Raw genomic sequence first — 23,910 nt, 5'->3', positions numbered from 1 at the left:
TGACACCCCCAATGACGCAGGACTGAAAGTGGTTGTTTCCAGAGAAGGCAAGCAGGCATCCTGTCGGACATCGCTGCGCTCGTCCGACAGGATGCCGCTTGCGAGGGGCAGGGCTGCGCCCTTCCCCTTCGATCCCCAAACCCGAGGCACGGCATCGTGCTCGGGTGCTGACGCACCCGAGCACTCGCCGCGCGCGATGCGCTGACCGCCCATCACTGCGCGCCCACGACGCCGTGCTCGGTGATGCGAACACGGGCATCGTCGCTACCGATCAACTCAGCCTGCTGAGCATCAGTAGGCGAACGCGGCAGCCGGCGAGCACGCTCAGCTCGCCTGGCCGCCTCGGCATTGAGCTGCGCCCGGGCCTCGACGCGCACCGTCTCGTAAGCGTTCGGGTTCTTCTCCCGCAGTAATGCGACGACTCGCAGGTCGAGTGCTAGCTGCACTTTCCGTTCACGCTCGCGCAGGCGGCTGAGCTTCTTCTGCGCAGCATGCTTGACCGCTGCAATCTCTTCTTCGATGGTGCTCATTGAGTCCTCTGTTTCGTCGATGTAAATTTTGATCAGCCCTTCCAGAGGGCTCGGTATATGGGGGCTCAGGAGAGGACAGTAATGGGAAGGCCGGCCGCCGCTTCGAGGAGGTGTTGCTCTTGCAGCCTCGCGCGGCAGTATTCGTGGAAGTCTTCTTCGAGACGACGGAGCTCGGGGCCGCGGTCCAAGTACACATCCGGGTGGCGCTCGCGCACATCCCGCGCGGTCATTCGGCCATGCATTACGTCGAGCCGGATCTGGCGCACGTTGGGCCTAGCGGTGTTGTTTTCCCGCGCCGTCAGCGCGTTCACTTCGGTGCGCCAGTCGAAGCCTTCGGAGACGAACACATCCGTGTCTGGGTAATGGTATTTGCCGAGGGCCTGCTGGCTCTGATGTTCATGCGTGAGATATCGCACGGCCCGGGCAAACGAGGTCGTGTCACCGCTCTTACCGACGAGAGGTGTGACGATGACGGGCTTGTCGAAGAAGTCCTTGACCTGGTCGACCGTGCGTCCGTCCTTGAACTCGGCGAATGCGTGCCCATGAGTCGCCGTCTCAAAGTCCTTGTCGTGTACGCAGCCGGCATAGCGTACGACGTTGGGGCGGTCGAAGGCCGTCTCGATGTCGATTCGGCGGATGAAGTTCGACACCACAGAGAAGCGACGGGGGCGACGGGGACCTTTTGGTACTGATTTTGCTACCTTGACCATGTGAATTTGGTTCCTTAAGGGATCACGAACGCGCGACACGTCGGGCGTTCTTTTTTGCCGGGGCGCGAGAGAGGCCGGGCTATTAGGCGGCGTGGGCGAAGAGATCGCGGAGAGACCGCTCGCTGACGCGGACAGTGCGGCCGTTGCGATGGGGGCGAAAGATCTTCAATTCGCCTGCGTCGATCATGCGTCGGACGGTCTTAAGGCTCACGTCAAGGCGTTCGGCCACATCGGGCAAAGAGTAGGCGCGCAGCATGTCGTTTGCGAGCGGGTCAGTCATCGGGGGTGTTTTAGGCACAGGTCATCCTTGCTAAGCGATTGCTTTTAGCAAGGGACCACCGGTGAGCCATCTCAGGCTCGAGCTCCGCCGTGTGCCCGATTGGCACGCGTCCTCAAGTTTGGCCGCCTTTGGCCCGCCCCGTGTTGATGTTTTAAGGGCAATGTCTATGAGATTGCGACTCTAGCTGGTTGACCGCGTATGGCGCAACAGGACCCGACCACTTGGTGGCGCGTACCACGCTGGTACCACGGAGCTTCTGTAGAGTCCCGATAAACACAAAAAACCCCCGGTTTCCCGGGGGTTTTATCTTGTGGGCGATACTGGGATCGAACCAGTGACCTCTTCCGTGTCAGGGAAGCGCGCTACCGCTGCGCCAATCGCCCATGTCCTGGGGTACTACAACCAGGAATGGAGGTGGATACGGGATTCGAACCCGTGTATACGGCTTTGCAGGCCGCTGCCTCGCCTCTCGGCCAATCCACCGTGTTGGGTTCACTCCAAATGAAGTGGAACCGGCCTTTCGGCCGATTCCATGTCACTCGAGCGGATGACGAGATTCGAACTCGCGACCCTCACCTTGGCAAGGTGATGCGCTACCACTGCGCCACATCCGCACTGCTGTAAGCGTTTTTGCTTACGTCATGACTGTAGCGGATAGTTCATGCGGAATTCAAACTGACACGCCACCGGCGTGTTGCGCACGACGAATCTGGCGTCGTCGAACGCCTCGATGTGCGCGGGACCTCTGGTCTGGGCTAGTATCAAAAGTCGCAGTCGTTCGTGTTGAGTTTGACAAGAGTGTATTGCTGTTTGGGCGATTGGCGCAGCTGGTAGCGCGCTTCCTTCACACGGAAGAGGTCGTGGGTTCAAGTCCCGCATCGCCCACAAAGCAAGGCCCCGAGAAATCGGGGCCTTTTTTGTGTCTCTCCCCGGATCAGGTGCCTCAGTCGGCTCCGTCACGTTGATTACACCTGAACGCGGCGTTCAGGTACCGCGCATAGCGTGAGCAGCACACACTCAACTATGAGCAGCACACACTCAACTAAGGGAGACGAACATGACACGCATCGCGATCATCGGCGGGCACGGAAAAATTGCCCTACACCTGGCTCGGAACCTCAGCAACTCGGGCGATGACGTCACCTCATTCATTCGCAACCCCGACCAGGAGGCAGATATCAGCGCCACGGGCGCCACTCCCCTGGTGGCGGATGTCGAAACCCTGTCGGCCGAAGAACTCGCCACCCTGCTCGCCGGCTTCGACTCCCTCGTCTGGTCCGCCGGCGCCGGTGGCGGCGGCACCGAACGCACCTACGCGGTCGATCGCGACGCGGCCATCCGGTCGATGGACGCCGCCCACCAGGCCGGCGTGCGCCGATACGTCATGGTCTCCTATAAGGGCTCGCGTGCCGACCATGGAGCGAGCCCCGACGATGGGATGTTCGCCTACTACGAGGCCAAGGCCGCCGCGGACGATTACCTGCGTGGCACCGACCTCGCCTGGACCATCCTCGGCCCGAGCGCACTGAACCTCGACGCCGCCACCGGCCTGGTCACCGTCGGCACCGGCCCGTCCACGGAATCGACATCGAGGGAGAATGTTGCCCTCGTCGCCGCTGCTGTGCTGAACGAGCCCGCCACGGTCGGTCGGTTCATCGAGTTCACCGACGGCGCCACGCCCATCGACACCGCGATCACCACGGCCGACTAGCTCCCCGGGGACCGGTTGTCGCCGCCACCCGGTCCCCATCGACCGCGCTTTCCTGCAGACCCCCAGGATGTTGGCCCGGGATAGCTCCAATTCGTGCCGTCACCGTTGGAGAAAAACATTCCCGGCAACGAGATCGGCCAGCCACTCGCCGCCGCGACCGCCGGCCTCGGCGGTGAGCACGCTGAATAGTTGCGCTGGAGAGAGTGGGGCCGACGGAACGCTCATCACCCTCACCGGCGTGCATTCGGGCCTGTACCGCGTGGACGGGATCGTTGCCATGCTCAACAGCTCGCGCAACACGTTCGGAGACCTGCCCGGCGGCCACGACCTGCTCTATTAGACCTGTCAGAACGGACCGGCGCCACGATGTCGTTCACCGCCCTGACGAAGATCCGCTGACACGCGCCAGACCCCACACGCACGTCGCAGACCCTCACCGCGCACTCAGCGAGCATCGAGTCCGCGCACAGGGTCACGATGCTGCAACACTCGCGTCCCCCGGCCAGAACACGCGCTTTGTCCAGCGTTCCCGCAGGAGGCCTGTGTCACCATCAATAGCTAAACAAACCGTTCGGGTGGGAAAACCTCGACGATTCGCCGACACCCGAAGGGAGCATGCATGACCGGTTCCACGGTTCTTGACCTCTTGCTCATAGTGCTGCTGCTCGGTGCCCTCGTGAACGGCTTTCGCAGCGGACTCGTGCGCAGCCTCAGCGGCATCATCGGCGCCGCTGCCGGTGGACTGGCCGCGTTCTTTGTCGTACCGCTCGTGGGAACGTGGATCCCGGCACCGGAGTGGCGCACCCCGGCCGCGATCGGCGCAGCGATCGTTCTTGTCGCGATCGGGTTCTCCGTGGGAACGTCCGTCGGCAACGCCATCGGACGCGTCGCCCACCGCACCCCACTCGGCATCATCGACCGCCTGCTCGGCGGCGTCTTCAGTGGGGTCGCCTCCGCTCTCATCGCGTCGATGGTCGCCTTCAGCGTTGGCGCGCTCGGGGTTCCCTACCTGTCCCCCGCTATAGCCTCATCGACCGTCATCGGCGGCATCGACGATCTGACGCCCGATCCGGTGAAGAGCCTGCTGGCGCAGCTGCGCTCGCTCGCCGTTCAGGAGGGGCTCCCCCGCATCGTCGAAGCGTTCTCCGGTCCGACCCCCGAGCCTGCGGATGCTGACACAAGCAACCCGGCGCTCGCCGTCGCCGCGCAGTCCGTGATGCTGATCACCGGCACCGCCTACGCCTGCGGCCAGAGCCAGTCCGGAACCGGATTCGTGGTGGCTCCCAATCGGGTGCTCACCAACGCACACGTCGTCGCCGGCGTGACGGAGCCGGTCATCGAATCCCCGTCTGGTGGTGCGCTCCCCGGCAAGGTCGTGTACTTCGACTCCGTGGACGACCTCGCCATCATCGCCGTTGACGGTCTCTCGGCTCCCGCGCTTGAGCTCGGTGAGGATCTGCCGGCCGGCAGCGGCGCCGTGGCTGACGGGTATCCCTTCGGCGGCCCCTTCGTCTCCGATCCCGCCCGCGTGCTGTCCCTCGGCACGCTGAGCGTTGCCGACATTTACGGGCAGGACCCGAGCAACCGCGAGGTCTACACCCTCGCTTCGGACGTGCAACAGGGTGAGTCCGGCGGCCCGCTGCTCAGTGAGTCCGGCCTCGTGGCCGGCGTGATCTTCGCGAAGTCTGCCGAGACCGACAACGTCGGGTATGCGCTCTCACTCGAGGAGATCGCACCCGTTGTGGCGCAGGCCTCCGGGCTGGGCGCCGGTGTCTCCTCCGGTACCTGCATCCGCGGCTGACACGGCTGACCCGCCGGCACCCCTCACCAGTCCGCGACCCGGACGACTGTCCCAGGTACGCGAACCAGTCATCCGGCTTCTGCCCCCTCCCGGATTCATGCTTTCGGGGACGACGACAGGCCCGGGGCATCCGTTGCGGATTGTGCCCCAGGCCTGTCGTGGAAGGTGAATCGACGCTAGACGCGGTCGAGCGCGTAGCCCTCTTCGCCGTGCACGAAGGTGTCGATGCCGGCGAGTTCGTCTTCGTTCTTGACGCGGAAGCCGATGGTCTTCTCAATCGCGAGACCCAGCAGGTAGGCAACGATGAAGGAGTAGATGAGCACGCCGAAGGCCGCGATGGCCTGTACCGCGAGCTGACCGAGGTCTCCGCCGCCGGTGAACAGGCCGGTGTCGATGGCGAAGAAGCCGAGGTAGAGGGTACCGATGATTCCACCAACGAGGTGGATTCCGACAACGTCGAGGGAGTCATCGAAACCGAGCTTGAACTTCATCTCAATCGCCATGGCGCAGACGGTGCCGGCGACGAGACCGAGGAGCAACGCCCAGCCCGGCTCGAGGTTGGCGCAGGCCGGTGTGATGGCGACGAGGCCGGCGACGGCGCCCGATGCGGCGCCGACCGACGTGGCCTTGCCGTCCTTGAACTTCTCCACGAGCATCCAGCCGAGAATGGCTGCGGCGGTGGCTCCGAGGGTGTTGACGACGATGATGCCCACGTTTTCGAGACCGTTGAGCCATTCGGCGCCCGCGTTGAAACCGAACCAGCCAAACCACAGCACCGCCGCACCGATGAGAACGAGCGGAACGTTGTGGGGCTTGGTGATGCCCTTCTGGAACCCGACGCGCTTGCCGAGCACCAGGGCGAGGGCGAGGGCTGCGGCACCGGCATTGATGTGCACGGCTGTACCACCGGCGTAGTCGATGACGCCGGGGAGGTTCAGGGTCTCGCCGAGTTGCATGATCCAGCCGCCACCCCAGACCCAGGCTGCGACCGGGAAGTAGACGAGTGTTGACCAGACGCCAGCAAAGATCATCCAGGAACCGAACTTCGCGCGGTCGGCGACGGCACCGGAGATCAGCGCGACCGTGATGATGGCGAAGGTGGCGCCGAACGTTGCGCCGAGCAGGTCTGTGTTGGCCGTCTCTCCGGTGGCGAGGCCGCCCAGCCCGAAGTCAGCGAACGGGTTGCCTGCGAACTGCGTCGGCCCGTCGACCGCGCTCATGTTGAACCCGTAGAGGATCCAGAGAACGCTGATCAGGCCCAGTGCGCCGAAGCTCATCATCATCATGCTGACGACGCTCTGCGCCTTGACGAGTCCGCCGTAGAAGAAGGCGACGCCCGGTGTCATAAATAGAACCAGGGCCGTGGCCATGATCCCCCATGAAATACTTCCCGTGTCCATAGATTGTCCTCACACCTTCTCGATTTTCAGGGTGTACCTCGAGGACTCAACGCTCGGTGTGCCGCATCGGGTACTTTTTCAGTATCCGGCTGCGACGTTTCCACCAACGTTCCGATGTGTTTCGCGAGTGTTACGCGGTTGGCCGACATGTTAAGACCGTGTTTCGGGCCATTCCCCGGTCTATGAGGATGCCGCGGGCCTATTCCGCGTGCGGCGGAAGCTCCCCGGTGGTCAGGGCGACCATGCGCGACTGGGAACGCTGGTACTTCTTGCGATAGCCGCCCGCCATCATTTCAACGTCAAAAACCTCGTTGAGCGGCAGCCCGCTCGCGATGATCGGAATCTCCGCGTCGTACACGCGGTCGATGAAGGCCACGAGCCGCAGGGCATCCGTTTGGTCGGTCAGCAGATAGGCGTCGGTGAGCGCGATGACGTCGACGTCGCGGATGATCTTGACGTACTTGGACGGGTGCACGGTACCGAGGTGCCGAATGAGCGCCCCGAAACTGTCTTCGGTGAACCGGGAGCCGCGCTGTTGCATCGCGGTGACCATGTGCTCGAGGTCTTCCTGATCGATCGAGGTGGCCTGCCCGGAGGCGTTGCGCCGGCGATAGTCGAGACCGTCGATGCGCACCGTCTCGAAGTTCGCGGACATTGCCTGGATCTCCCTCAGAAAGTCCTGGGCCGCGAATCGACCCTCACCGAGGGAATTCGGCGGCGTATTGGACGTTGCGGCGACGCGCGTGCCGGTGGCGACAAGTTCGCCGAGCAGCCGGGTCATCACCATGGTGTCCCCCGGGTCATCAAGCTCGAACTCGTCGATGCAGATGAGCTTCGCGCTGCGGAGCTCCTTGATCGTCTCCTGATAACCGAGTGCGCCCACGAGGGCCGTGTATTCAATGAACGTGCCGAAGTACTTGGGACTCTGCGCTTCGTGCCAGAGAGCGGCGAGGAGATGGGTCTTGCCCACGCCGAAACCACCGTCCAGGTAGATGCCAGGCAATTCCGGCTTGACCTTGCGTCCACGGGAGAAGAACCCGCCGGGGCGCTGCCCGCTCGCTGCGGCGCTGAACGAGTGCAGGCGCTCCACCGCCCCAACCTGCGAGGGGTAGTCGTGGTCGGGTCGGTACGACTCGAACGAGGCGTGCTCGAACTGTGGCGGCGGAACGAGCTCTGCAACAATTTCCGCACCGGTGATATCCGGAGAGCGCTCGCCCAATCTCGGCACCTCGGTGTGCGTGTGCAGCTGGGGTTGGAACTGGTTCTGTGGCGTCATTGCGGATTACTCGTCTTCTGCGTGGTCGTCATCTCGTGCAACGAAAGCCGTGGGAATGTGAACGGCGCCCATACCGCGTAGATTTATCGGGGGGCTGATGACAAGCCTAATCCGCGCTCAGCGCTGAGGAAGCGTCAGAACCGTCCCCCTTCTGGAGGTTTCATGTCCATCGCGCTCGATCCCGCACCGAAATTCGCCGAATACGCCCACCCCGAACGTCTCGTCTCCGCCGAATGGTTGCAGGCGCACCTCGGCACCGACGGTCTCGTCGTCGTCGAATCCGACGAGGACGTGCTGCTCTATGAAACCGGTCACATCCGCGGTTCAGTGAAAATTGACTGGCACACCGAACTGAACGACCCGGTCACCCGTGACTTCATCGACGCAACCGCGTTCGCGACGATGCTGGGCGACAAGGGCATCTCCCGCGACGCCACCGTCGTCATCTACGGCGACAAGAGCAACTGGTGGGCCGCGTATGCACTCTGGGTGTTCACCCTGTTCGGCCACGCCGACGTTCGTCTGCTCGACGGCGGCCGAGACAACTGGGTCGCAGAGGGTCGCGAGGTCACCACGGAACGGCCCCAGGTCGCTCCGGCCGCCTACCCGGTCGTTGAACGTAACGACGCCCCCATCCGCGCCTTCCGCGACGACGTGCTCGCACACTTCGGCAACCCGTTGATCGATGTGCGTTCCCCCGAGGAGTACAGCGGCGAACGCACGCACATGCCGGCCTACCCCGAGGAGGGCGCCCTGCGCGGCGGCCACATCCCCTCCGCGGCATCCGTACCGTGGGCGCGAGCAGCCGCGGCAGACTCCACATTCAAGGCGCGGGCGGAACTCGACGCCATCTACAAGGGCGAGGCCGGGCTGACCGAGGGGGACAACGTGATTGCGTACTGCCGCATCGGGGAGCGGTCGAGCCACACCTGGTTCGTGCTCACGCACCTGCTCGGCTTTGAGGGCGTACGCAACTACGACGGCTCATGGACCGAATGGGGAAATGCCGTCGGCGTGCCCATCGTCCTCGGCACCGAGCCCGGCGAGACCCCGCCGGCACGTCGATGACCGAAGCGGCGCTTCCGGCGCAGCTGGCCGACATCCGCGAGGACTTCCTGGCACTGGAGCAGCCCGACCGCCTGCAGCTGCTGCTCGAATTCTCGAACGAGCTGCCGGAACTCCCCGAGCGGTACCGCGACCATCCCGACCTCTTTGAACGCGTGGTCGAGTGCCAATCCCCCGTCTTTATTTTCGTCGAAGTGGATGCCGAGAACACGTTCCACCTCTACGCGACGGCGCCGAGAGAGTCGCCGACCACCCGCGGGTTCGCCTCGATTCTGGTGCAGGGCCTCGACGGGCTCACCCCCGAACAGGTGCTCGCGGTTCCCGACGACTACCCGCAGTCGATTGGTCTGACCCAAGCGGTGTCTCCGCTGCGCATTCGCGGCATGTCGGCCCTGCTGGCCCGGTCGAAGCGTCAGGTGCGGGAGCGCACCGGACTCTAGTCCTCTGTGCTGGTCGGACTCCGCAGCGGCAGTTCGACCAGCCAGGTGGAGATCGTGCTGTTGAACCGGGGCCGGTCGTAGTTCCACAGCTTGGTGTGGCGGGCCACACCAAACGGCACGAACGTGACAATGTCATTGCGAATCGTGGCAAGCGAGCGCGACCCGGTCACGGGCACGAAGCCGTCATCGTTGCTGTGCAGGAGCAACATGGGCAGTTCCAGCTCGTCGGCCCTCGCCACGAAGTCGAGCCGACGAAAGTCGATCGGAACGGCCTGGCCGGTAACCAGCCCACCCCAACGGCGTCCCATGACCTGCATGGCCACGCTGGCGATGAAGGTCGGCAGCCTGAGCGCAACGCCCTGAAAGGCAACAACGTCGGCCCAGTCGATCACCGGGGATTCGAGCACGACTCCCGCGAGCAGGTCCAGGTGCCGTGTGCGTGTCGCCGTCTGCAGCACGATCGCGCCACCCATGGACCACCCCATAAGCACGATACTGCGCGCACCACGGCTCGCCGCAAACTCGATGGCCGCGTCAACGTCGCGCCATTCCGTGTCTCCCAGGGCGTAGCGACCGTCCCCGCTGAACGGGGCCTCCCCGTCGTTTCGGTAGGAGATCAGGAGCGAGGTGTACCCCGCCTGCCGAAAGACCGGCACGGCGCGCAGTCCCTCCGGCCTCGTCACGGCCCGACCGTGCACCTGGATCACCCAGCGGTCGCTCGGCACCTCGGCCGGAATCAACCACGCCGGCGCTCCTGCCCCCACGTCCAGCGGAACAGAGACGGTTTCGAACGGTAGGCCGAGGTCCTCGGGGCCGAGGTAGAACCATCCGCTCAACCGGCCCTGCTCGGCGGCGGCGAGGTCGCCGTAGTCGACGGAGAGGACGCGTCGGGTGACGCCCTTTACGTCCGTTGCCAGAATCTCACCGAGCCTCGCGTGGCCGGTTCCGGCGCTGAAGAAGAAGCTGTATTCCCCGGGGAGCATCGAATCGGCGGTCGGCTGCAGGGTGATGGTGCCGGCCACGTCGTCGACAGCGATCACCGGGGTGTCATCGGGTCGCTCCGTGGGCGGAGTGACGATGGTGCGTGCCATGACTGCGGCCAGAACGCCCGTCGCGGCCGCCACGGCCATCCCCAGCCCCGCGACGACGATCCCCGAGACGCCCGCCGCACGCCGCACTCCTGCTCCGTACCCTGGTTTGCCGCTCACGCGTACCTCCTGCTCGCCCGGCGTGCCTCGCAGACAACACCCAGAAAAAACTCTAGTCTGCAGAAGTGTCCGAAACTGAGGAATCGCTCCCATTGGAGTTCGCAGCTGCCGTTGATGCTATTCGACGTGCCACGAGTCGAGCCGACCTGATCATGAGCGAGATTCCTGCTCCCGGCAGTCTCGCCCCCTATGCGATCGCCCTCTCGGCCGACGTGAATCCCGTGCGTCCCGGCAGCGACTCCGACCGGGGCACCGGTCGCTTCATTCTGCTGTACGACCCCGACGAACCGGAGGGTTGGGGCGGACGCTTCCGCGTCGTGTGTTTCGCCCAGGCGCCGCTCGAAGTCGAGATAGGCCTCGACCCCTTCCTGGCCGAAGTTACGTGGACCTGGCTCATCGACGCCCTCACCGCCAGGGGGGCGCGGTACACCGCGGCCTCTGGAACAGCCACCAAGATCATCTCGTCCGGCTTTGGTGAGCTTGCACAACAGGGCGATGGCGCCCAAATAGAGCTGCGGGCGTCGTGGACTCCCCTCGACCACAACCTGACCGCTCACGTGGAGGGGTGGGGCGAACTGCTCTGTATGATCGCCGGGCTTCCGCCTCTGGGTGAAAGCGTGAGCATGCTGTCAGCCCGCCGGGCTGCTCGTGGTGGTGGCTGATCGATCGCTCGAGCGAGAGAATGAATGTAGCGGTCGCACAGGCCAGCACGACAACAGCACACCGAAAAGCAGGGTATGAACTCGACACACACCGTTATCGACACTCGAGAGGCCTACCTGGCCGCGACTGCTGAATTGGCCGCCGGCAACGGTCCGGTCGGCGTCGACGCGGAGCGGGCATCCGGCTTCACCTACTCGCAGCGCGCATACCTGATTCAGATCTTCCGGCGAGGCGCCGGTACCTTCCTGTTCGATCCCCCCCTGATCGGTGACTTCAAGGAGCTGAACGACGCGCTTGCCCACGAGGAGTGGATTCTGCACGCGGCCAGCCAGGACCTCGCCTGCCTGCGCGAGGTGGGGCTCAACCCGGGCCGCATCTTCGATACCGAACTCGCGGCCAGGCTCCTGGGCCTCCCCCGCGTTGGCCTCGGCACCGTCGTGGAGGAACTGCTCGGCATCCACCTGGCCAAGGAACATTCCGCCGCCAATTGGTCGACCAGGCCTCTCCCCGAGTCCTGGCTCGTGTACGCGGCGCTCGACGTGGAGCTGCTCCCCGACCTGCGCGACAACATGGTCGACCTGCTCGTCGAGTCCGGTAAGACAGACCTCGCCGCCCAGGAATTTCTCGCCGTGCTCGAAAAGCCCGCCCTGGCCGCCCGGGTCGACCCCTGGCGCCGTTTGTCGGGCATCCACTCCCTGCGCGGCCAGCGCAACCTCACGGCGGCCCGCGAGTTGTGGATCGCCAGGGACGACCTCGCCCGCGAGAGCGACGTATCGCCCGGCCGCCTGGTCCCCGACGCCTCGATCATTGCCGCGGCCCGGGTACTCCCCACCACCAGGCAGGCCCTCGCGGCGCTGCGTGAATTCACCGGGCGGGCGAGCCGCAATGAGCTCGACCGTTGGTGGGCCGCCCTTAAAGCCGCCCAGACGAGCACCGATATGCCGCAGGCGAAACCCCACACCGACACTCTGCCCCCGCCCCGGGCGTGGGCAGAGCGCAATCCGGAGGCCGATACCCGCCTTCGTGCCGCTCGCGCCGCGCTCACGGTATTGACCGCAGAGTGGTCCATTCCTCTTGAGAACCTGCTCACCCCGGAGTACCTGCGCCGCGTCTGCTGGGCCCCTCCGGTTCCCGCTGATGCGGCATCTCTGAGTGACGCACTCTCCACTTTGGGCGCGCGACCGTGGCAAATTGACGCGACCGCACAATTAATTGCCGCTGCGTTTGTAGAAACCCCACAGGCGGCGGTCGACTCTGAGGAATCCGAGTCGTAGGAACAGTCAAACGATTCCTCCCGTAAATACTGCACCCCTAGGATCGGTGAAGACCTGATCGAGTGATGGAGGCATTGTGGCCGAGAAAGCAGAAGTTGTCTTTGTGGACGGGGTTCGAACCCCGTTCGGACGCGCCGGCGAAAAAGGCATGTATTGGAACACCCGCGCCGATGATCTGGTGGTGAAAGCCATCATTGGACTCATGGAACGCAACCCCGGAGTTCCGGGTGAGCGGATCGATGAAGTGGCCATCGCCGCAACAACGCAGACCGGCGACCAGGGACTCACCCTCGGGCGCACGGCGGCGCTCCTCGCCGGCCTGCCCACATCGGTGCCCGGCTTCGCCATCGACCGGATGTGTGCCGGCGCGATGACCGCTGTCACCACGATGGGCGGCTCCATCGGTTTCGGCGCCTATGACCTCGCGATCGCCGGCGGTGTGGAACACATGGGCCGGCACCCGATGGGTTCCGGCGTTGATCCGAACCCGCGTTTCCTCTCTGAGCGGCTCGTCAGCGAGGACGCCCTCAACATGGGCCTCACCGCAGAGAACCTGCACGATCGGTTCCCCTCGTACACGAAGGAACGCTCGGACCGCTTCGCCCTGCGCAGCCAGCAGAAGGTCGCCGCTGCCTACGCCGCCGGGAAGATCCAGCCCGATCTGATTCCAGTCGCCACCCGCAGCGAATCCGGCTGGGGCCTGGCCACAATGGACGAAGGGCCCCGCCCGGAAACCACCCTGGAGGGCCTCTCCGCGCTGCGTACGCCCTTCCGGGCACACGGCCGCGTCACGGCCGGGAACGCGTCCGGACTCAACGACGGAGCATCCGCGTGCCTGCTCGCAAGCGGGGCAACGGCCAAGGAGCTCGGCCTGAGCGTCAAGATGAGAATGGTGAGCTTCGGTTTCGCCGGCGTTGAACCCGAAGTAATGGGCCTGGGCCCCGTGCCGTCCACCGAGAAGGCGCTGCGCAAGGCCGGCCTGAGCATCACCGAAATCGGCCTGTTCGAGCTCAATGAAGCCTTCGCCGTGCAGGTCATCTCCTTCCTCGATCACTTCGGTATTGACGACGAGGACTCCCGCGTGAACGAGTACGGCGGCGCGATCGCCATCGGGCATCCGCTGGCCAGCTCCGGCGTACGCCTGATGAACCAGCTCGCCCACCAGTTCGAGTCGCACCCCGAGGTGCGCTACGGACTCACCGCCATGTGCGTCGGCCTCGGCCAGGGCGGCACCGTCATTTGGGAAAACCCGCACTTCAACAAGAAGGCAGCGAAACGATGACCGATACAGCCCCCCTCCACTACGACTCCCTCGATTTCTCCCCGCTGCTGGAGCTTTCGGCCGACGAGGTCGTCACGCATTCCCTCGTCAGGGACGTGAAGATCAGCCACGGGCGCGTTCTCGCCCTCGTTACCCTCGACAACGGACGCGACCACACCCGCCCGAATACGCTGGGCGCGGCGTCGCTGCTCGAATTCGCGGCCACCATGGACGCTCTCAAGGCGCGGGCCGACCGCGGTGAGATTCACGGCGTGGCGGTCACCGGCAAGCCGTTCATCCTCGCGGCCGGTGCCGACCTGAGCAAAGTCGCCGAGATCCCGTCCCTCGAGGTGGGCAAGCTGCTCACCCAGCTGGGCCACCACGCCTTCGGCAAGCAGGCCACGCTCGGCGTTCCCTCCTTCGTGTTCATCAACGGCCTCGCGCTCGGCGGCGGGCTTGAGATCGGCCTCAACGCGCAGTACCGTTCCGTCGACGCCACGGTCCCGGCCATCGCGCTGCCGGAGGTATTCCTCGGGCTGATCCCGGGTTGGGGTGGCTCCTATCTGCTCCCCAACCTCATCGGCATCGAGAACGCGCTCAAGGTGATTATTGAGAACCCTCTCAAGAACAACCGGACCCTGAAGGGAGCGGATGCCCTCAAGCTCGGTATCGCCGATGTCATGTTCCCGTCCGCTCGCTTTCTTGAGCAGTCCATTGAGTGGGCCGACGGTGTCATCGCGGGTACCGTCACGGTGTCACGTCCGAACGAGCCGGGAAAGATTGAGCGTCTCGTCAAATGGGACGTCGCCATTGGCATTGCCCGCAAGATGCTTGAGGGCCGTATCGGGACGGTCGCTCGTTCCCCGTACGTGGCGCTCGAGCTGCTGCGCGCGGCGAAGTCCGGAACCCGTGCCGAGGGCTTCGAACGTGAAGACGATGCCCTCGCCGAACTGATCTCCGGCGACCAGCTCCAGGCCAGCATCTACGCCTTCAACCTCGTGCAGAAGCGGGCAAAACGACCCGCCGGCGCCCCGGACAAGGCGCTCGCCCGCCCGATCACCAAGGTGGGCGTCATCGGCGCCGGTCTCATGGCCAGCCAGTTCGCCCTGCTCTTCGTTCGCCGCCTGCGCGTTCCCGTGGTCATCACCGACCTCGACCAGGCCCGTGTCGACAAGGGCGTCGCCTACATCCACAACGAGATCGCCGAGCTCGAAACCAAGGGCCGCATCTCCTCGGACGAGGCGAACCGGCTGCGTCACCTCGTCACCGGCACCACCGATAAGACGGACTTCGCCGACGCCGACTGGGTGATCGAGGCCGTCTTCGAGGAGCTCGGTGTGAAACAGGATGTCTTCGCCGAGATTGAGAAGCACATCTCGCCCGACGCCATCCTCGCCACGAACACCTCGTCGCTCTCCGTCGAGCAGATCGGCGCCAAGCTGCAGCACCCGGAACGGCTCGTGGGTTTTCACTTCTTCAATCCGGTGGCCGTGATGCCGCTCATCGAGGTCGTCAACACGCCGCAGACGAACGAGGCCACGCTCTCCACGGCCATGGTCGTCGCCGGAAAGCTGCGTAAGAACGCCGTGATCACGACGGACACTCCCGGATTCGTGGTGAACCGGATCCTCGCCAAGGTGCTTGGCGAGGCCATGCACGCCGTCGACACCGGCACACCCTTCGATGTCGTCTCCGAGGCGATTGCACCGTTCGGTCTTCCGATGACACCGTTCGAGCTTCTCGAACTCGTCGGCCTCAAGGTGGGCGCGCACGTTCTGGACACCCATCACGCCGCGTTCCCCGACCGGTTCTTCGAGAGCACGAACCTGCACAGGCTCGCCGAACACGGCACGCTCCTTGAGCGTGACGCGAAGGGCAAGATCAAGGGCTACGACAAGGCCGCCCTGAAGATCGTCGCCGGCGGAACCACCCCCATGACGGCAACGGAACTCCAGCGCCGGTTCGAGGATGGCCTCGCCGACGAGATCAAGCGGATGCTGGACGGCGATGTCGTCCACGCGGCAGAGGACATCGACCTGTGCATGATCCTCGGCGCCGGTTACCCGTTCCAGATGGGCGGGGTCACCCCGTACCTCGACCGGGTGGGCGCGAGCGAGCGGGTCTTCGGCGGCACGTTCCACACGCCCTCGATTCGTGGCGTCGGGTCATCCGTCACCGCCGAGAGTGTTGCCGGGTAAGCGGCAACGCCCCGGCGTGTCTTAACGAAGAAGAAGGGTTCCTCGCCTGCGAGGAACCCTTCTTCTGTGTATGCAGCCGCGTGCGTTACTCGCTGCGGGTCACCGAGATCGGCCCGGTTTCCGTTCGGTCCTCGGCGAGGGCACGCGCGTGGGGCAGCTTGCTCCCCAGGACCATGGCCACCACGTCGCGCGCGATGTGCTGCGGCGTGAGGCCCGTCGCCGCAAGGATCTCCGCCCGGGTCCCGTGATCGAGGAACTCGTCGGGGAGCCCCAGTTCCGTCACCGCCGTGTCGACACCGGCGGCGCGCAGGTCCTGCCGGATCCGCGTACCGATTCCACCGACGCGAATGCCGTCTTCGATCGTTACGACGAGGCGGTGACCGGCGGCCAGGTCGATGATGCTGCGCGGAACCGGCACGACCCAGCGGGGGTCGACGACGGTTGCTCCGATTCCCTGCGCTGCCAGGCGATCAGCAACGTCGAGGCCCGTGCCTGCCATCGGACCCACAGTCACGATCAGCACGTCTTGCTCGGTCGATTCCTGCAGGATGTCAACACCGTCAGCGAGGCGTCTGATCGCTTCGAACTCGACGCCAACGCTCCCCTTCGGGTACCGCAACACCGTCGGTCCGTCGTCAACGCGAACGGCCTCACGAAGCTCCTCCCGGAGCCGAATCGAGTCTCGGGGCGCGGCGAGGCGAATATTCGGAACGACCTGCAGAATGGCGAGGTCCCACATGCCATGGTGACTCGGGCCGTCCGGCCCGGTCACTCCTGCCCGGTCCAGTACGAAGGTGACGCCCGCGCGGTGCAGGGCCACGTCCATGAGCACCTGATCGAACGCACGGTTGATGAAGGTCGCGTAGAGGGCAACGACGGGATGCAGGCCGCCGAACGCCAACCCGGCAGCGGATGTGACCGCGTGCTGCTCCGCAATTCCGACGTCGTGCACGCGGTCGGGAAACCGCTCCGCCATCTTGTGCAGTCCGGTGGGGCGCAGCATCGCGGCGGTGATGCCCACGAGCAGGGAATCCTGGGTGGCGAGGTCGAGCATTTCGTCGGCGAAGACGGAGGTCCACGACGCCGCACCACCGGCCCCGGCGAGGGATTCACCGGTCTCCGGATCGATCTGGCCCACGGCGTGGAACTGGTCGGCTTCGTCGAGTAGGGCGGGGCTGTACCCCCTGCCCTTCTGCGTGATCGCGTGCACGATGACGGGAGCGCCGTAATTCTTGGCCTGGGTCAGCGCCTCCCGCATGGCTTCGACGTCGTGGCCGTCGACCGGGCCGATGTACTTGATGTCCAGGTTGGAGTACAGCGCCTCGTTGTTAGTGACCCGGCTGAGGAAGCCGTGCAGCCCGCCGCGCACGCCGCGATACAGGGCCCGGCCGGGAGCGCCGAGCTTGTCGAAGACCTGGCGACTCGTGAGGTACGCGTCCCGGTAGCTGGCCCGTGTTCGCACCGTGTTGAGGAAGCGGGCCATGCCGCCGATGGTGGGTGCATAGGAGCGGCCATTGTCGTTGACCACGATAATGAGTTTGCGGGTGTTGTCGTCGCTGATGTTGTTGAGCGCTTCCCAGGTCATTCCCCCGGTCAGCGCGCCATCACCCACGACAGCGATCACGTGCCGATTTGTCTGACCGGTCATCTGGAAGGCGCGGGAGATTCCGTCCGCCCAGGACAGGGAGCTTGACGCGTGGGAACTCTCAACGATGTCATGCTCCGATTCGGAACGTTGGGGATACCCGGCAAGACCGTGCGTCTGGCGCAGCAAGCTGAAGTCCTGCCGGCCCGTCAGGAGCTTGTGAACGTAGGACTGGTGACCAGTGTCGAACACGATGGCGTCCGTCGGGGAATTGAAGACCCGGTGAATGGCGATCGTGAGTTCAACCACACCGAGGTTCGGGCCGAGGTGCCCTCCCGTCTTCGAGATCTCCCGTACGAGGAAGCCGCGAACCTCCGTGGCCAGCTGCACGAGTTCAGCTCGTGAGAGTCCGTCGAGGTCCCTAGGACCGGAAATCGTCTCCAGCAGAGTCATCCACATCACCTTTCGTTGTCGTGCATGTTCTCACGAAGTGCAGGGGGGCGCATACTTCAGGCGGCGCGCAGGCCCGAATAAATCGAGTCTACGCGCCGCCTGAAGGGGTACTGCTCAGGTGTTAGGAAGCTACGTGCTCTGCCACGAGGGAACGCAGCACGTACTGCAGAATTCCACCGTTGCGGTAGTAGTCCGCCTCACCCGGCGTGTCGATGCGCACGACGGCATCGAACTCAACGACGGCCTTGCCGGCCGGCGAGTTATCGCTCGGCATGGCGGTGACGTGCACCGTCTTGGGCGTGGTGCCGTTGTTGAGCTCCTCAAGTCCCGCGATCGATACGACCTCGGTTCCGTCGAGGCCCAGCGACGTCCAGCTCTCGCCGGCGGGGAACTGCAGCGGAACAACGCCCATGCCGATCAGGTTCGAGCGGTGGATGCGCTCGAAGCTCTCGGTGATGACGGCCTTCACGCCCAGAAGGCTTGTGCCCTTGGCCGCCCAGTCGCGGGAGGATCCGGAACCGTACTCCTTGCCCCCGAAGATGACGAGCGGTGTTCCGGCTGCCTGGTAGTTCTGGCTGGCGTCGTAGATGAACGACTGCGGGCCATCGACCTGCGTGAAGTCCCGGGTGTAGCCACCCTCCACGTTGTCGAGCAGCAGGTTGCGCAGACGAATGTTCGCGAACGTGCCACGGATCATGATCTCGTGGTTGCCGCGACGCGAGCCGTAGGAGTTGAAGTCTCCCCTGGCTATGCCGTGCTCCACGAGGTACGCTCCGGCCGGGCTGTCGGCCTTGATGTTGCCGGCCGGGCTGATGTGGTCGGTCGTGACGGAGTCACCGAGCTTGGCGAGCACACGGGCGTCGACGATGTCGGTTACCGGGCTGGTCTCCATCGTCATGCCGTCGAAGTACGGTGGCTTCCGCACGTACGTCGACTCGGGGTCCCATTCGAACACCTCGCTCTCGGGCGTCGGCAGTGCGCGCCAACGATCGTCGCCGGCGAAGACCTCGCCGTATTCCTTGGTGAACATGGCCGTGTCGATTGAGCTGTCGATCGTGGCCTGCACCTCGGCGGTCTCGGGCCAGATGTCTTTGAGGAACACCTCCTGGCCGTCGCTGCCGGTGCCCAGGGAATCCGTGTCGAAGTCGAAGTTCATCGACCCGGCCAGGGCGTAGGCGATGACGAGCGGCGGGCTCGCGAGGTAGTTCATCTTGACGTCCGGGCTGATCCGGCCTTCGAAGTTGCGGTTTCCGGAGAGCACGGCGGTGACAGCGAGGTCGTTGTCGTTGATTGCCGTGGACACCTCTTCGATCAGGGGGCCGGTGTTACCGATACACACGGTGCAGCCGTAGCCGACCGTGTAGAAGCCGAGAGCTTCGAGGTCGTCCGTGAGGCCGGCCTTGGCGTAGTAATCGGTGACGACCTTGGAGCCCGGCGCCAGCGTGGTCTTGACCCACGGCTTGGATTTGAGGCCCTTGGCGACCGCGTTGCGGGCGAGGAGGCCCGCCGCCAGCATGACGCTCGGGTTTGAGGTGTTGGTGCACGAGGTGATGGCGGCGACGGCGACGGCTCCGTGATCGAGCGTGTAGCTGGCGCCGTCCTTCGTGGTGATCGGGATCGGCCGGGACACACTCTCGGGAGCGTGGCTCACGTGGGTGTGCGATACCTGCTGCGAGGGCTGCTGCGAGAACTGCTCGTCCTCGGCGGTGAAGCCGATGGGGTCCGATGCGGGGAATGTTCCGTCGACAGCCTCGTCAACCCGGGTCATGTCCTGCTCGGCGTAGTTCTGCAGGTCGAGTTCAAACTGGGCCTTCGCCGCGCTGAGCTCAACGCGGTCCTGCGGGCGTTTCGGTCCGGCAATCGAGGGGACAACGGTTCCGAGGTCGATCTCCAGGTATTCGCTGAATGTCGGTTCCTTGTCGGCGTCGTGCCACAGGCCCTGCAGCTTCGCGTAGGCCTCGACCAGCGCGACCTGCTCGTCGCTGCGTCCGGTGAGGCGCAGGTAGCCGAGGGTGACATCGTCGATCGGGAACATGGCAGCGGTCGAACCGAACTCGGGGCTCATATTGCCGATGGTGGCGCGGTTGGCGAGCGGAACCTGGGCGACGCCCTCTCCGTAGAACTCGACGAACTTGCCGACAACGCCGTGCTTGCGGAGCATCTGCGTGATGGTCAGCACGACGTCCGTCGCCGTGACGCCACTCGGGATCGAGCCCTTGAGCTTGAAGCCGACGACCTTGGGGATGAGCATGGAGACGGGCTGGCCGAGCATGGCCGCCTCGGCTTCGATTCCGCCGACGCCCCAGCCGAGTACGCCGAGACCGTTGACCATGGTGGTGTGCGAGTCGGTGCCGACGCAGGTGTCGGGGTATGCCTGGAGCACGCCGTTGACGGTGCGGGTCATGGTGACGCGCGCCAGGTACTCAATGTTGACCTGGTGCACGATTCCGGTTCCCGGGGGAACAACCTTGAAGTCGTCGAATGCCGTCTGGCCCCAGCGAAGGAACTGGTAGCGCTCGCCGTTGCGCTGGTACTCGATCTCGACGTTGCGCTCAAGGGCGTCATCGCTGCCGAAGAGGTCGGCAATGACGGAGTGGTCGATGACGAGCTCGGCGGGTGCGAGCGGGTTGATCTTGTTCGGGTCGCCGCCGAGTTCAGCAACGGCTTCGCGCATGGTGGCGAGGTCGACGATGCAGGGAACACCGGTGAAGTCCTGCATGATCACGCGGCCAGGGGTGAACTGGATCTCCGTGTTGGGGTCGCTCGTTGGCACCCATTCGCCGAGGGCACGAATGTGCTCTGCCGTGATGTTGGCGCCGTCTTCGGTGCGGAGGAGATTCTCCAGCAGCACCTTCAGACTGTATGGCAGCTTCTCGTAGCCAGCGACCTTGTCGACCCGAAAGACTTCATAGTCCGTCGAACCAACACGTAGGGTGTCCTTTGCTCCAAAACTGTTAACCGCAGACACGATGCCCTCTCCTTCGTGGGAGCCGACGGGGTACCGACGGCAATCCTCAATCCTTGTGGCCAGACACACCATCGTGCCAGCAAGGCAAGCCTAACCAGCGACTGCCGGAGCCGACCCGTTCCGTTCCGTTCCGTCAAGAAACTATCTTGACGTCAAGATAACCATAGCAGGGTTCGCGCGTCACGCCGCGGGGGCGGGCTTGCGGTAGACCGAGCGAACCATGAGCCACGACACGACCAGCAGCGGCGCGTACAGGGGAAGCCCCATGAGCAGTTTCGTGGTCGCGAGCAATTCCACGTTATCGGCGAGATAGAGCGGCAGCTGCACGGCAAGTCGCGCCAGGAAAAGCCCGGTCCAGGCCAGGGTGAGAATCGTCAGGACCCGACGCTTGGACGGATCCGAACGCCAGTTGACCCCGTCGCCCATGAGAAACCCCACGGCCAGCCCGACCAACGGCCAGCCAACCAGAACCGAAATGAGCAGTGCCGCTCCGTATCCGGCATTGGTATAGAGGCCCACCAGGAAGAAGTCGGAGGCCTTGCCAGAGAACAACGCGAGTGCCACGCTCAGGCCCGTGCCGACGAGCCCGCCAACGGCCGGTGTCGTCGTCTGCCTGGTGATGGCCCGCAGGGCCACAAAGAGCAGCCCCAGAAGGAGCGGCGCGACCAGCGCGGGGATCAGCGTGCGAATCGTGTCGCTCGCGGGCTCCTGGCCCGGGTCAATGGTGAGCGTGTACGTCACCAGAAACACGAGGCCCGGCAGCACCGCCTCAAACAGACCGCGGACGCCGCCCATCGCGACCATGAGCGCCTTGCCGTTGATGGGTTCCCCGTCGACGGCCGAGCCGAAACCGGCCCGACGGGCAGCGGCTGCCATGCCATCGGCGACGACCCCCGATGCCGTGGGCTGGGCGGCATCCGTCTCGTCGGGCACGGCCTGGTGCGGTTCGGAGTCCGGACGGTCAGCGGAGTCTGGTCGGTCCGTCATGGGTCTGTCTCTATTTTTAGACGTCTGTGGGAGTCGCGGCGCCGGATGACGTCGACGGCATACGCAGGGGAATCAGGTCGCGGGGCGGCATGGGAGTGGATCCACGAACGACCACGATACTGCGGAACAGGTCTTCAACCTGGGCCGCGGCCTCCGGGTCGATGGCGCCCTCGCCGGCGATCACACCGCGCAAGAACCAGCGCGGACCGTCCACGCCAATGAAACGAGCAAGTCGGGTACCCCCCGCCGTACTTTGACCGGCTGCATCCTGTCCGGCCGCAACGGGAATCTCCGCAACAAGCTCCGGACCGAAAGGTCCTTCGCGGGGAGTGGTCGTTCCGCCCTGCTTGCCGATCTGGTCGGCAATCTGGTCGCGGATCTCGTGCCAGAGGCCGCTCGACCGCGGGGCGGCAAAGGGTTGAACCTGCAGCGTCGACCCGGCGAAGTCCAGCCCAATGGCAACGACTCGCTTGCTGCCTTCCTCAATCTCAAGACGCAGGTGCAATCCTTCGCGGGGAAGAATCTTGATTCCGCCGAGGTCGACGTATGGACGAACCGGGTTGGCCTCAGCCTCGTCGAACGGGCCCTCGACCTCGCGATCATCGGGAGCGGACTTGACCTGGATATCCGGAAACTTGTCCGAGGGGGCGATGTCACTCATCGAGATTCTCCTGTCTGGTGTGTATCGAGCGCGGGTTCCCGAGTGGAGACGCCGGTGGAACCGAAACCGCCCTCGCCGCGCTGGCTGCCTGGCAGCCGGTCAACGGGAATAAACGTGGCGTGTGCGACCGGCATGACAATCAACTGCGCGACCCGATCGCCGACAGCGATGGAAAAGGGTTCACTCGCATCGGTGTTGAGCAGGGCTACCTTAATTTCACCGCGGTAGCCGGCATCCACGGTCCCCGGGGAATTCACAATGGTGATGCCGTGCTTGACCGCGAGTCCGCTGCGCGGAACCACGAAGGCCGCAAACCCGTCAGGCAGCGCAATGCTCACTCCCGTGGACACGAGCGCACGGGAACCCGGTTCCAGTGTGAGGGCTTCTGCAGAGTATAGATCTGCACCGGCATCGCCTGGATGGGCATATTTCGGGAGGACGGAGGCGGTAATCAGTACTTCGACGCTTTGTGTCACGTGTCGAGGGTAGTCCAGATCTCTGATCGAATAGAGACATGCCTCAATACCGTGAAAAGCTCTGGGCCTCAGCGTGGTCCTTCATCGTCACCGCCCTGGTGATCCCGGCCAGCATCCTCGTGCTTGCCCCGATCAACATGGAGGCCGGTTTCATCACGGCCGCGGTCCTGTACGGCGGCTGTGTCACGCTTCTCGTGATCGCGTCGCCCGTGGTCAGGGTCGAGAACGGACTCATCACCGCTGGACCCGCCACGATTTCCGTCGACCTGGTCGGAGAGGTCACCGCCTTCAGCGGGCCGGAAGCCCGCCAGGAACGCGGACCGCGCCTCGACGTTCGCGCGTGGATGCTTATTCGGGGCTGGGTGGATCCGGTGGTGAGAATCCCCATCGTTGATGAAACAGACCCTGCTCCGTATTGGCTCGTATCGAGCCGCCACCCAGAGAAGCTGGCCGCCGCAATCAATGAATCACGACGGCCGGCCGTGGGTTCTTAGGAGCTGCACTCCAGGCAGACGGTGCCCAGCTTGGTCTGGTGACCAGCCTGCGAGCGGTGCTTCACGAGGAAGCACTCTACGCAGGTGAATTCGTCGGCCTGCGGAGGCAGAACGACAACATCAAGATCCAGGTCGGACAAATCTGCACCGGGGAGGTCGAACCCACCCGGGTTGTCGGAGTCGTCGTTATCAACACTTCCCGACATCTTGTCAGGCACGCGTTCTTTGAGGGCCTCGATCGACTCTGAGTCGTCTTCAGTCTTCCGCGGTGCGTCGTAGTCGGTTGCCATGCCCATCCATTTCAGTAACGCCGATAAACGAAATCGGCGGGCATAGTTTGCAACATTCCGGGGAAAATAGCAACTCGCCCGCCGCCTTCTCGGTCGACACTCTCATCAACTTGCGGCACGCCCGGTGTATTCCCGGAAAAAGGGAGCAAGGCATGCGATTCTTGCAGCTAACGGTATTC

General features: G+C 64.5%; 22 protein-coding genes and 4 tRNA genes. 11 read left to right on the top strand and 15 right to left on the bottom strand.

The window, feature by feature from the left end; all coding sequences use genetic code 11:
* Positions 1-212: 212 nt before the first annotated feature.
* The 6 genes from EDD25_RS15635 to EDD25_RS15610 all read right to left on the bottom strand — a co-directional run bounded on the left by EDD25_RS15635 (position 213) and on the right by EDD25_RS15610 (position 2,134).
* Entirely contained in the window at positions 213-530 is a 318-nt protein-coding gene (locus tag EDD25_RS15635) for a hypothetical protein (RefSeq protein ID WP_134174595.1), read from the bottom strand.
* Positions 531-595: 65 nt separating this feature from the next.
* Positions 596-1,240: a Rep family protein gene (locus tag EDD25_RS15630; protein WP_134174593.1), complete on the bottom strand. Its 645-nt coding sequence runs from the start codon at positions 1,238-1,240 to the stop codon at positions 596-598.
* 82 nt (positions 1,241-1,322) lie between these two features.
* Positions 1,323-1,538 (bottom strand): helix-turn-helix domain-containing protein, encoded by a 216-nt coding sequence (locus EDD25_RS15625; protein ID WP_198418861.1) that lies wholly within the window; start codon positions 1,536-1,538, stop codon positions 1,323-1,325.
* Between the two features lie 293 nt (positions 1,539-1,831).
* Positions 1,832-1,903 (bottom strand) — tRNA-Val (locus EDD25_RS15620).
* Positions 1,904-1,929: 26 nt separating this feature from the next.
* Positions 1,930-2,003 (bottom strand) — tRNA-Cys (locus EDD25_RS15615).
* A 59-nt stretch (positions 2,004-2,062) separates the two neighbouring features.
* Positions 2,063-2,134: transfer RNA gene (locus EDD25_RS15610), tRNA-Gly, on the bottom strand.
* Positions 2,135-2,332: 198 nt separating this feature from the next.
* Between EDD25_RS15610 and EDD25_RS15605 the strand changes: the two genes are divergently transcribed.
* From EDD25_RS15605 to EDD25_RS15595, 4 genes are all read left to right on the top strand, one after another.
* Positions 2,333-2,405 (top strand) — tRNA-Val (locus EDD25_RS15605).
* A 172-nt stretch (positions 2,406-2,577) separates the two neighbouring features.
* Entirely contained in the window at positions 2,578-3,231 is a 654-nt protein-coding gene (locus tag EDD25_RS15600; protein WP_134174589.1) for an SDR family oxidoreductase, read from the top strand.
* A 172-nt stretch (positions 3,232-3,403) separates the two neighbouring features.
* Positions 3,404-3,571 carry a hypothetical protein gene (locus EDD25_RS17645; RefSeq protein ID WP_166671325.1) on the top strand — a complete coding sequence of 56 codons (168 nt, stop codon included), beginning with the start codon at positions 3,404-3,406 and terminating at the stop codon, positions 3,569-3,571.
* A gap of 279 nt (positions 3,572-3,850) precedes the next feature.
* Positions 3,851-5,032, top strand: coding sequence for a MarP family serine protease (locus EDD25_RS15595; protein WP_134174587.1), 1,182 nt, complete (start codon positions 3,851-3,853; stop codon positions 5,030-5,032).
* 176 nt (positions 5,033-5,208) lie between these two features.
* Here EDD25_RS15595 and EDD25_RS15590 read toward each other — a convergent pair whose 3' ends face one another.
* Both EDD25_RS15590 and zapE read right to left on the bottom strand, forming a co-directional pair.
* Positions 5,209-6,432, bottom strand: a complete 1,224-nt coding sequence (locus tag EDD25_RS15590; RefSeq protein ID WP_134174585.1) for an ammonium transporter — start codon at positions 6,430-6,432, stop codon at positions 5,209-5,211.
* 199 nt (positions 6,433-6,631) lie between these two features.
* Positions 6,632-7,708 (bottom strand): cell division protein ZapE, encoded by a 1,077-nt coding sequence (gene zapE / locus EDD25_RS15585; RefSeq protein ID WP_134174583.1) that lies wholly within the window; start codon positions 7,706-7,708, stop codon positions 6,632-6,634.
* Between the two features lie 162 nt (positions 7,709-7,870).
* On the opposite strand from zapE, the gene EDD25_RS15580 reads away from it, so the two are divergent.
* Positions 7,871-8,776, top strand: a complete 906-nt coding sequence (locus EDD25_RS15580; RefSeq protein ID WP_134174581.1) for a sulfurtransferase — start codon at positions 7,871-7,873, stop codon at positions 8,774-8,776.
* Entirely contained in the window at positions 8,773-9,213 is a 441-nt protein-coding gene (locus tag EDD25_RS15575) for a SufE family protein (RefSeq protein ID WP_134174579.1), read from the top strand. Before EDD25_RS15580 ends, EDD25_RS15575 begins: the two co-directional genes overlap by 4 nt.
* On the opposite strand, the gene EDD25_RS15570 is transcribed toward EDD25_RS15575, so the two are convergent.
* Positions 9,210-10,421, bottom strand: coding sequence for an alpha/beta hydrolase family protein (locus EDD25_RS15570; protein WP_241986389.1), 1,212 nt, complete (start codon positions 10,419-10,421; stop codon positions 9,210-9,212). The two genes, EDD25_RS15575 and EDD25_RS15570, sit on opposite strands and share 4 nt — an antisense overlap.
* A 65-nt stretch (positions 10,422-10,486) precedes the next feature.
* Between EDD25_RS15570 and EDD25_RS15565 the strand changes: the two genes are divergently transcribed.
* The 4 genes from EDD25_RS15565 to EDD25_RS15550 all read left to right on the top strand — a co-directional run bounded on the left by EDD25_RS15565 (position 10,487) and on the right by EDD25_RS15550 (position 15,817).
* The gene (locus EDD25_RS15565; protein ID WP_134174577.1) at positions 10,487-11,083 is read left to right on the top strand and encodes a DUF3000 domain-containing protein; all 597 of its coding nucleotides are present in this window, start codon (positions 10,487-10,489) and stop codon (positions 11,081-11,083) included.
* Between the two features lie 75 nt (positions 11,084-11,158).
* Positions 11,159-12,358 (top strand): ribonuclease D, encoded by a 1,200-nt coding sequence (locus tag EDD25_RS15560; RefSeq protein ID WP_134174575.1) that lies wholly within the window; start codon positions 11,159-11,161, stop codon positions 12,356-12,358.
* Between the two features lie 76 nt (positions 12,359-12,434).
* Positions 12,435-13,640 carry a thiolase family protein gene (locus tag EDD25_RS15555; protein WP_134174573.1) on the top strand — a complete coding sequence of 402 codons (1,206 nt, stop codon included), beginning with the start codon at positions 12,435-12,437 and terminating at the stop codon, positions 13,638-13,640.
* Entirely contained in the window at positions 13,637-15,817 is a 2,181-nt protein-coding gene (locus tag EDD25_RS15550; RefSeq protein WP_134174571.1) for a 3-hydroxyacyl-CoA dehydrogenase NAD-binding domain-containing protein, read from the top strand. The genes EDD25_RS15555 and EDD25_RS15550 overlap by 4 nt, the downstream gene beginning before the upstream one ends.
* An 85-nt stretch (positions 15,818-15,902) precedes the next feature.
* Here EDD25_RS15550 and dxs read toward each other — a convergent pair whose 3' ends face one another.
* The 5 genes from dxs to dut all read right to left on the bottom strand — a co-directional run bounded on the left by dxs (position 15,903) and on the right by dut (position 22,947).
* A complete protein-coding gene (gene dxs / locus EDD25_RS15545) occupies positions 15,903-17,855 on the bottom strand; it encodes a 1-deoxy-D-xylulose-5-phosphate synthase (RefSeq protein ID WP_134174569.1) in 1,953 nt (650 codons plus the stop codon).
* A 121-nt stretch (positions 17,856-17,976) separates the two neighbouring features.
* The gene (locus EDD25_RS15540; protein WP_134174567.1) at positions 17,977-20,823 is read right to left on the bottom strand and encodes an aconitate hydratase; all 2,847 of its coding nucleotides are present in this window, start codon (positions 20,821-20,823) and stop codon (positions 17,977-17,979) included.
* Between the two features lie 180 nt (positions 20,824-21,003).
* Complete coding sequence (locus EDD25_RS15535) at positions 21,004-21,810, bottom strand: DUF3159 domain-containing protein (RefSeq protein WP_134174565.1); 807 nt, start codon at positions 21,808-21,810, stop codon at positions 21,004-21,006.
* A gap of 16 nt (positions 21,811-21,826) precedes the next feature.
* Positions 21,827-22,471, bottom strand: coding sequence for a DUF3710 domain-containing protein (locus tag EDD25_RS15530; RefSeq protein ID WP_134174563.1), 645 nt, complete (start codon positions 22,469-22,471; stop codon positions 21,827-21,829).
* Positions 22,468-22,947, bottom strand: coding sequence for a dUTP diphosphatase (dut, locus tag EDD25_RS15525; protein ID WP_134174561.1), 480 nt, complete (start codon positions 22,945-22,947; stop codon positions 22,468-22,470). Before dut ends, EDD25_RS15530 begins: the two co-directional genes overlap by 4 nt.
* A 38-nt stretch (positions 22,948-22,985) precedes the next feature.
* Between dut and EDD25_RS15520 the strand changes: the two genes are divergently transcribed.
* Entirely contained in the window at positions 22,986-23,441 is a 456-nt protein-coding gene (locus EDD25_RS15520) for a DUF3093 domain-containing protein (RefSeq protein WP_134174559.1), read from the top strand.
* Here EDD25_RS15520 and EDD25_RS15515 read toward each other — a convergent pair.
* A complete protein-coding gene (locus EDD25_RS15515; protein ID WP_134174557.1) occupies positions 23,438-23,731 on the bottom strand; it encodes a DUF4193 domain-containing protein in 294 nt (97 codons plus the stop codon). The two genes, EDD25_RS15520 and EDD25_RS15515, sit on opposite strands and share 4 nt — an antisense overlap.
* Positions 23,732-23,910 lie beyond the last annotated feature (179 nt).

It is taken from the genome of Cryobacterium psychrophilum, assembly GCF_004365915.1.
GTDB classification, from domain to species: Bacteria; Actinomycetota; Actinomycetes; order Actinomycetales; family Microbacteriaceae; genus Cryobacterium; species Cryobacterium psychrophilum.
Note: the sequence above shows the minus strand (reverse complement) of the source record. Positions and strands in the feature narration are given on the sequence as shown.

Coding starts and splice junctions, on each gene's coding strand:
- EDD25_RS15580 (WP_134174581.1), top strand. CDS start 7,871: ATGTCCATCGCGCTCGATCCCGCACCGAAATTCGCCGAATACGCCCAC.
- dxs (WP_134174569.1), bottom strand. CDS start 17,855: ATGACTCTGCTGGAGACGATTTCCGGTCCTAGGGACCTCGACGGACTC.
- EDD25_RS15595 (WP_134174587.1), top strand. CDS start 3,851: ATGACCGGTTCCACGGTTCTTGACCTCTTGCTCATAGTGCTGCTGCTC.
- EDD25_RS15590 (WP_134174585.1), bottom strand. CDS start 6,432: ATGGACACGGGAAGTATTTCATGGGGGATCATGGCCACGGCCCTGGTT.
- EDD25_RS15550 (WP_134174571.1), top strand. CDS start 13,637: ATGACCGATACAGCCCCCCTCCACTACGACTCCCTCGATTTCTCCCCG.
- EDD25_RS15560 (WP_134174575.1), top strand. CDS start 11,159: ATGAACTCGACACACACCGTTATCGACACTCGAGAGGCCTACCTGGCC.
- EDD25_RS15635 (WP_134174595.1), bottom strand. CDS start 530: ATGAGCACCATCGAAGAAGAGATTGCAGCGGTCAAGCATGCTGCGCAG.
- zapE (WP_134174583.1), bottom strand. CDS start 7,708: ATGACGCCACAGAACCAGTTCCAACCCCAGCTGCACACGCACACCGAG.
- EDD25_RS15530 (WP_134174563.1), bottom strand. CDS start 22,471: ATGAGTGACATCGCCCCCTCGGACAAGTTTCCGGATATCCAGGTCAAG.
- EDD25_RS15575 (WP_134174579.1), top strand. CDS start 8,773: ATGACCGAAGCGGCGCTTCCGGCGCAGCTGGCCGACATCCGCGAGGAC.
- EDD25_RS15515 (WP_134174557.1), bottom strand. CDS start 23,731: ATGGCAACCGACTACGACGCACCGCGGAAGACTGAAGACGACTCAGAG.
- EDD25_RS15535 (WP_134174565.1), bottom strand. CDS start 21,810: ATGACGGACCGACCAGACTCCGCTGACCGTCCGGACTCCGAACCGCAC.
- EDD25_RS15520 (WP_134174559.1), top strand. CDS start 22,986: ATGCCTCAATACCGTGAAAAGCTCTGGGCCTCAGCGTGGTCCTTCATC.
- EDD25_RS15600 (WP_134174589.1), top strand. CDS start 2,578: ATGACACGCATCGCGATCATCGGCGGGCACGGAAAAATTGCCCTACAC.
- EDD25_RS15630 (WP_134174593.1), bottom strand. CDS start 1,240: ATGGTCAAGGTAGCAAAATCAGTACCAAAAGGTCCCCGTCGCCCCCGT.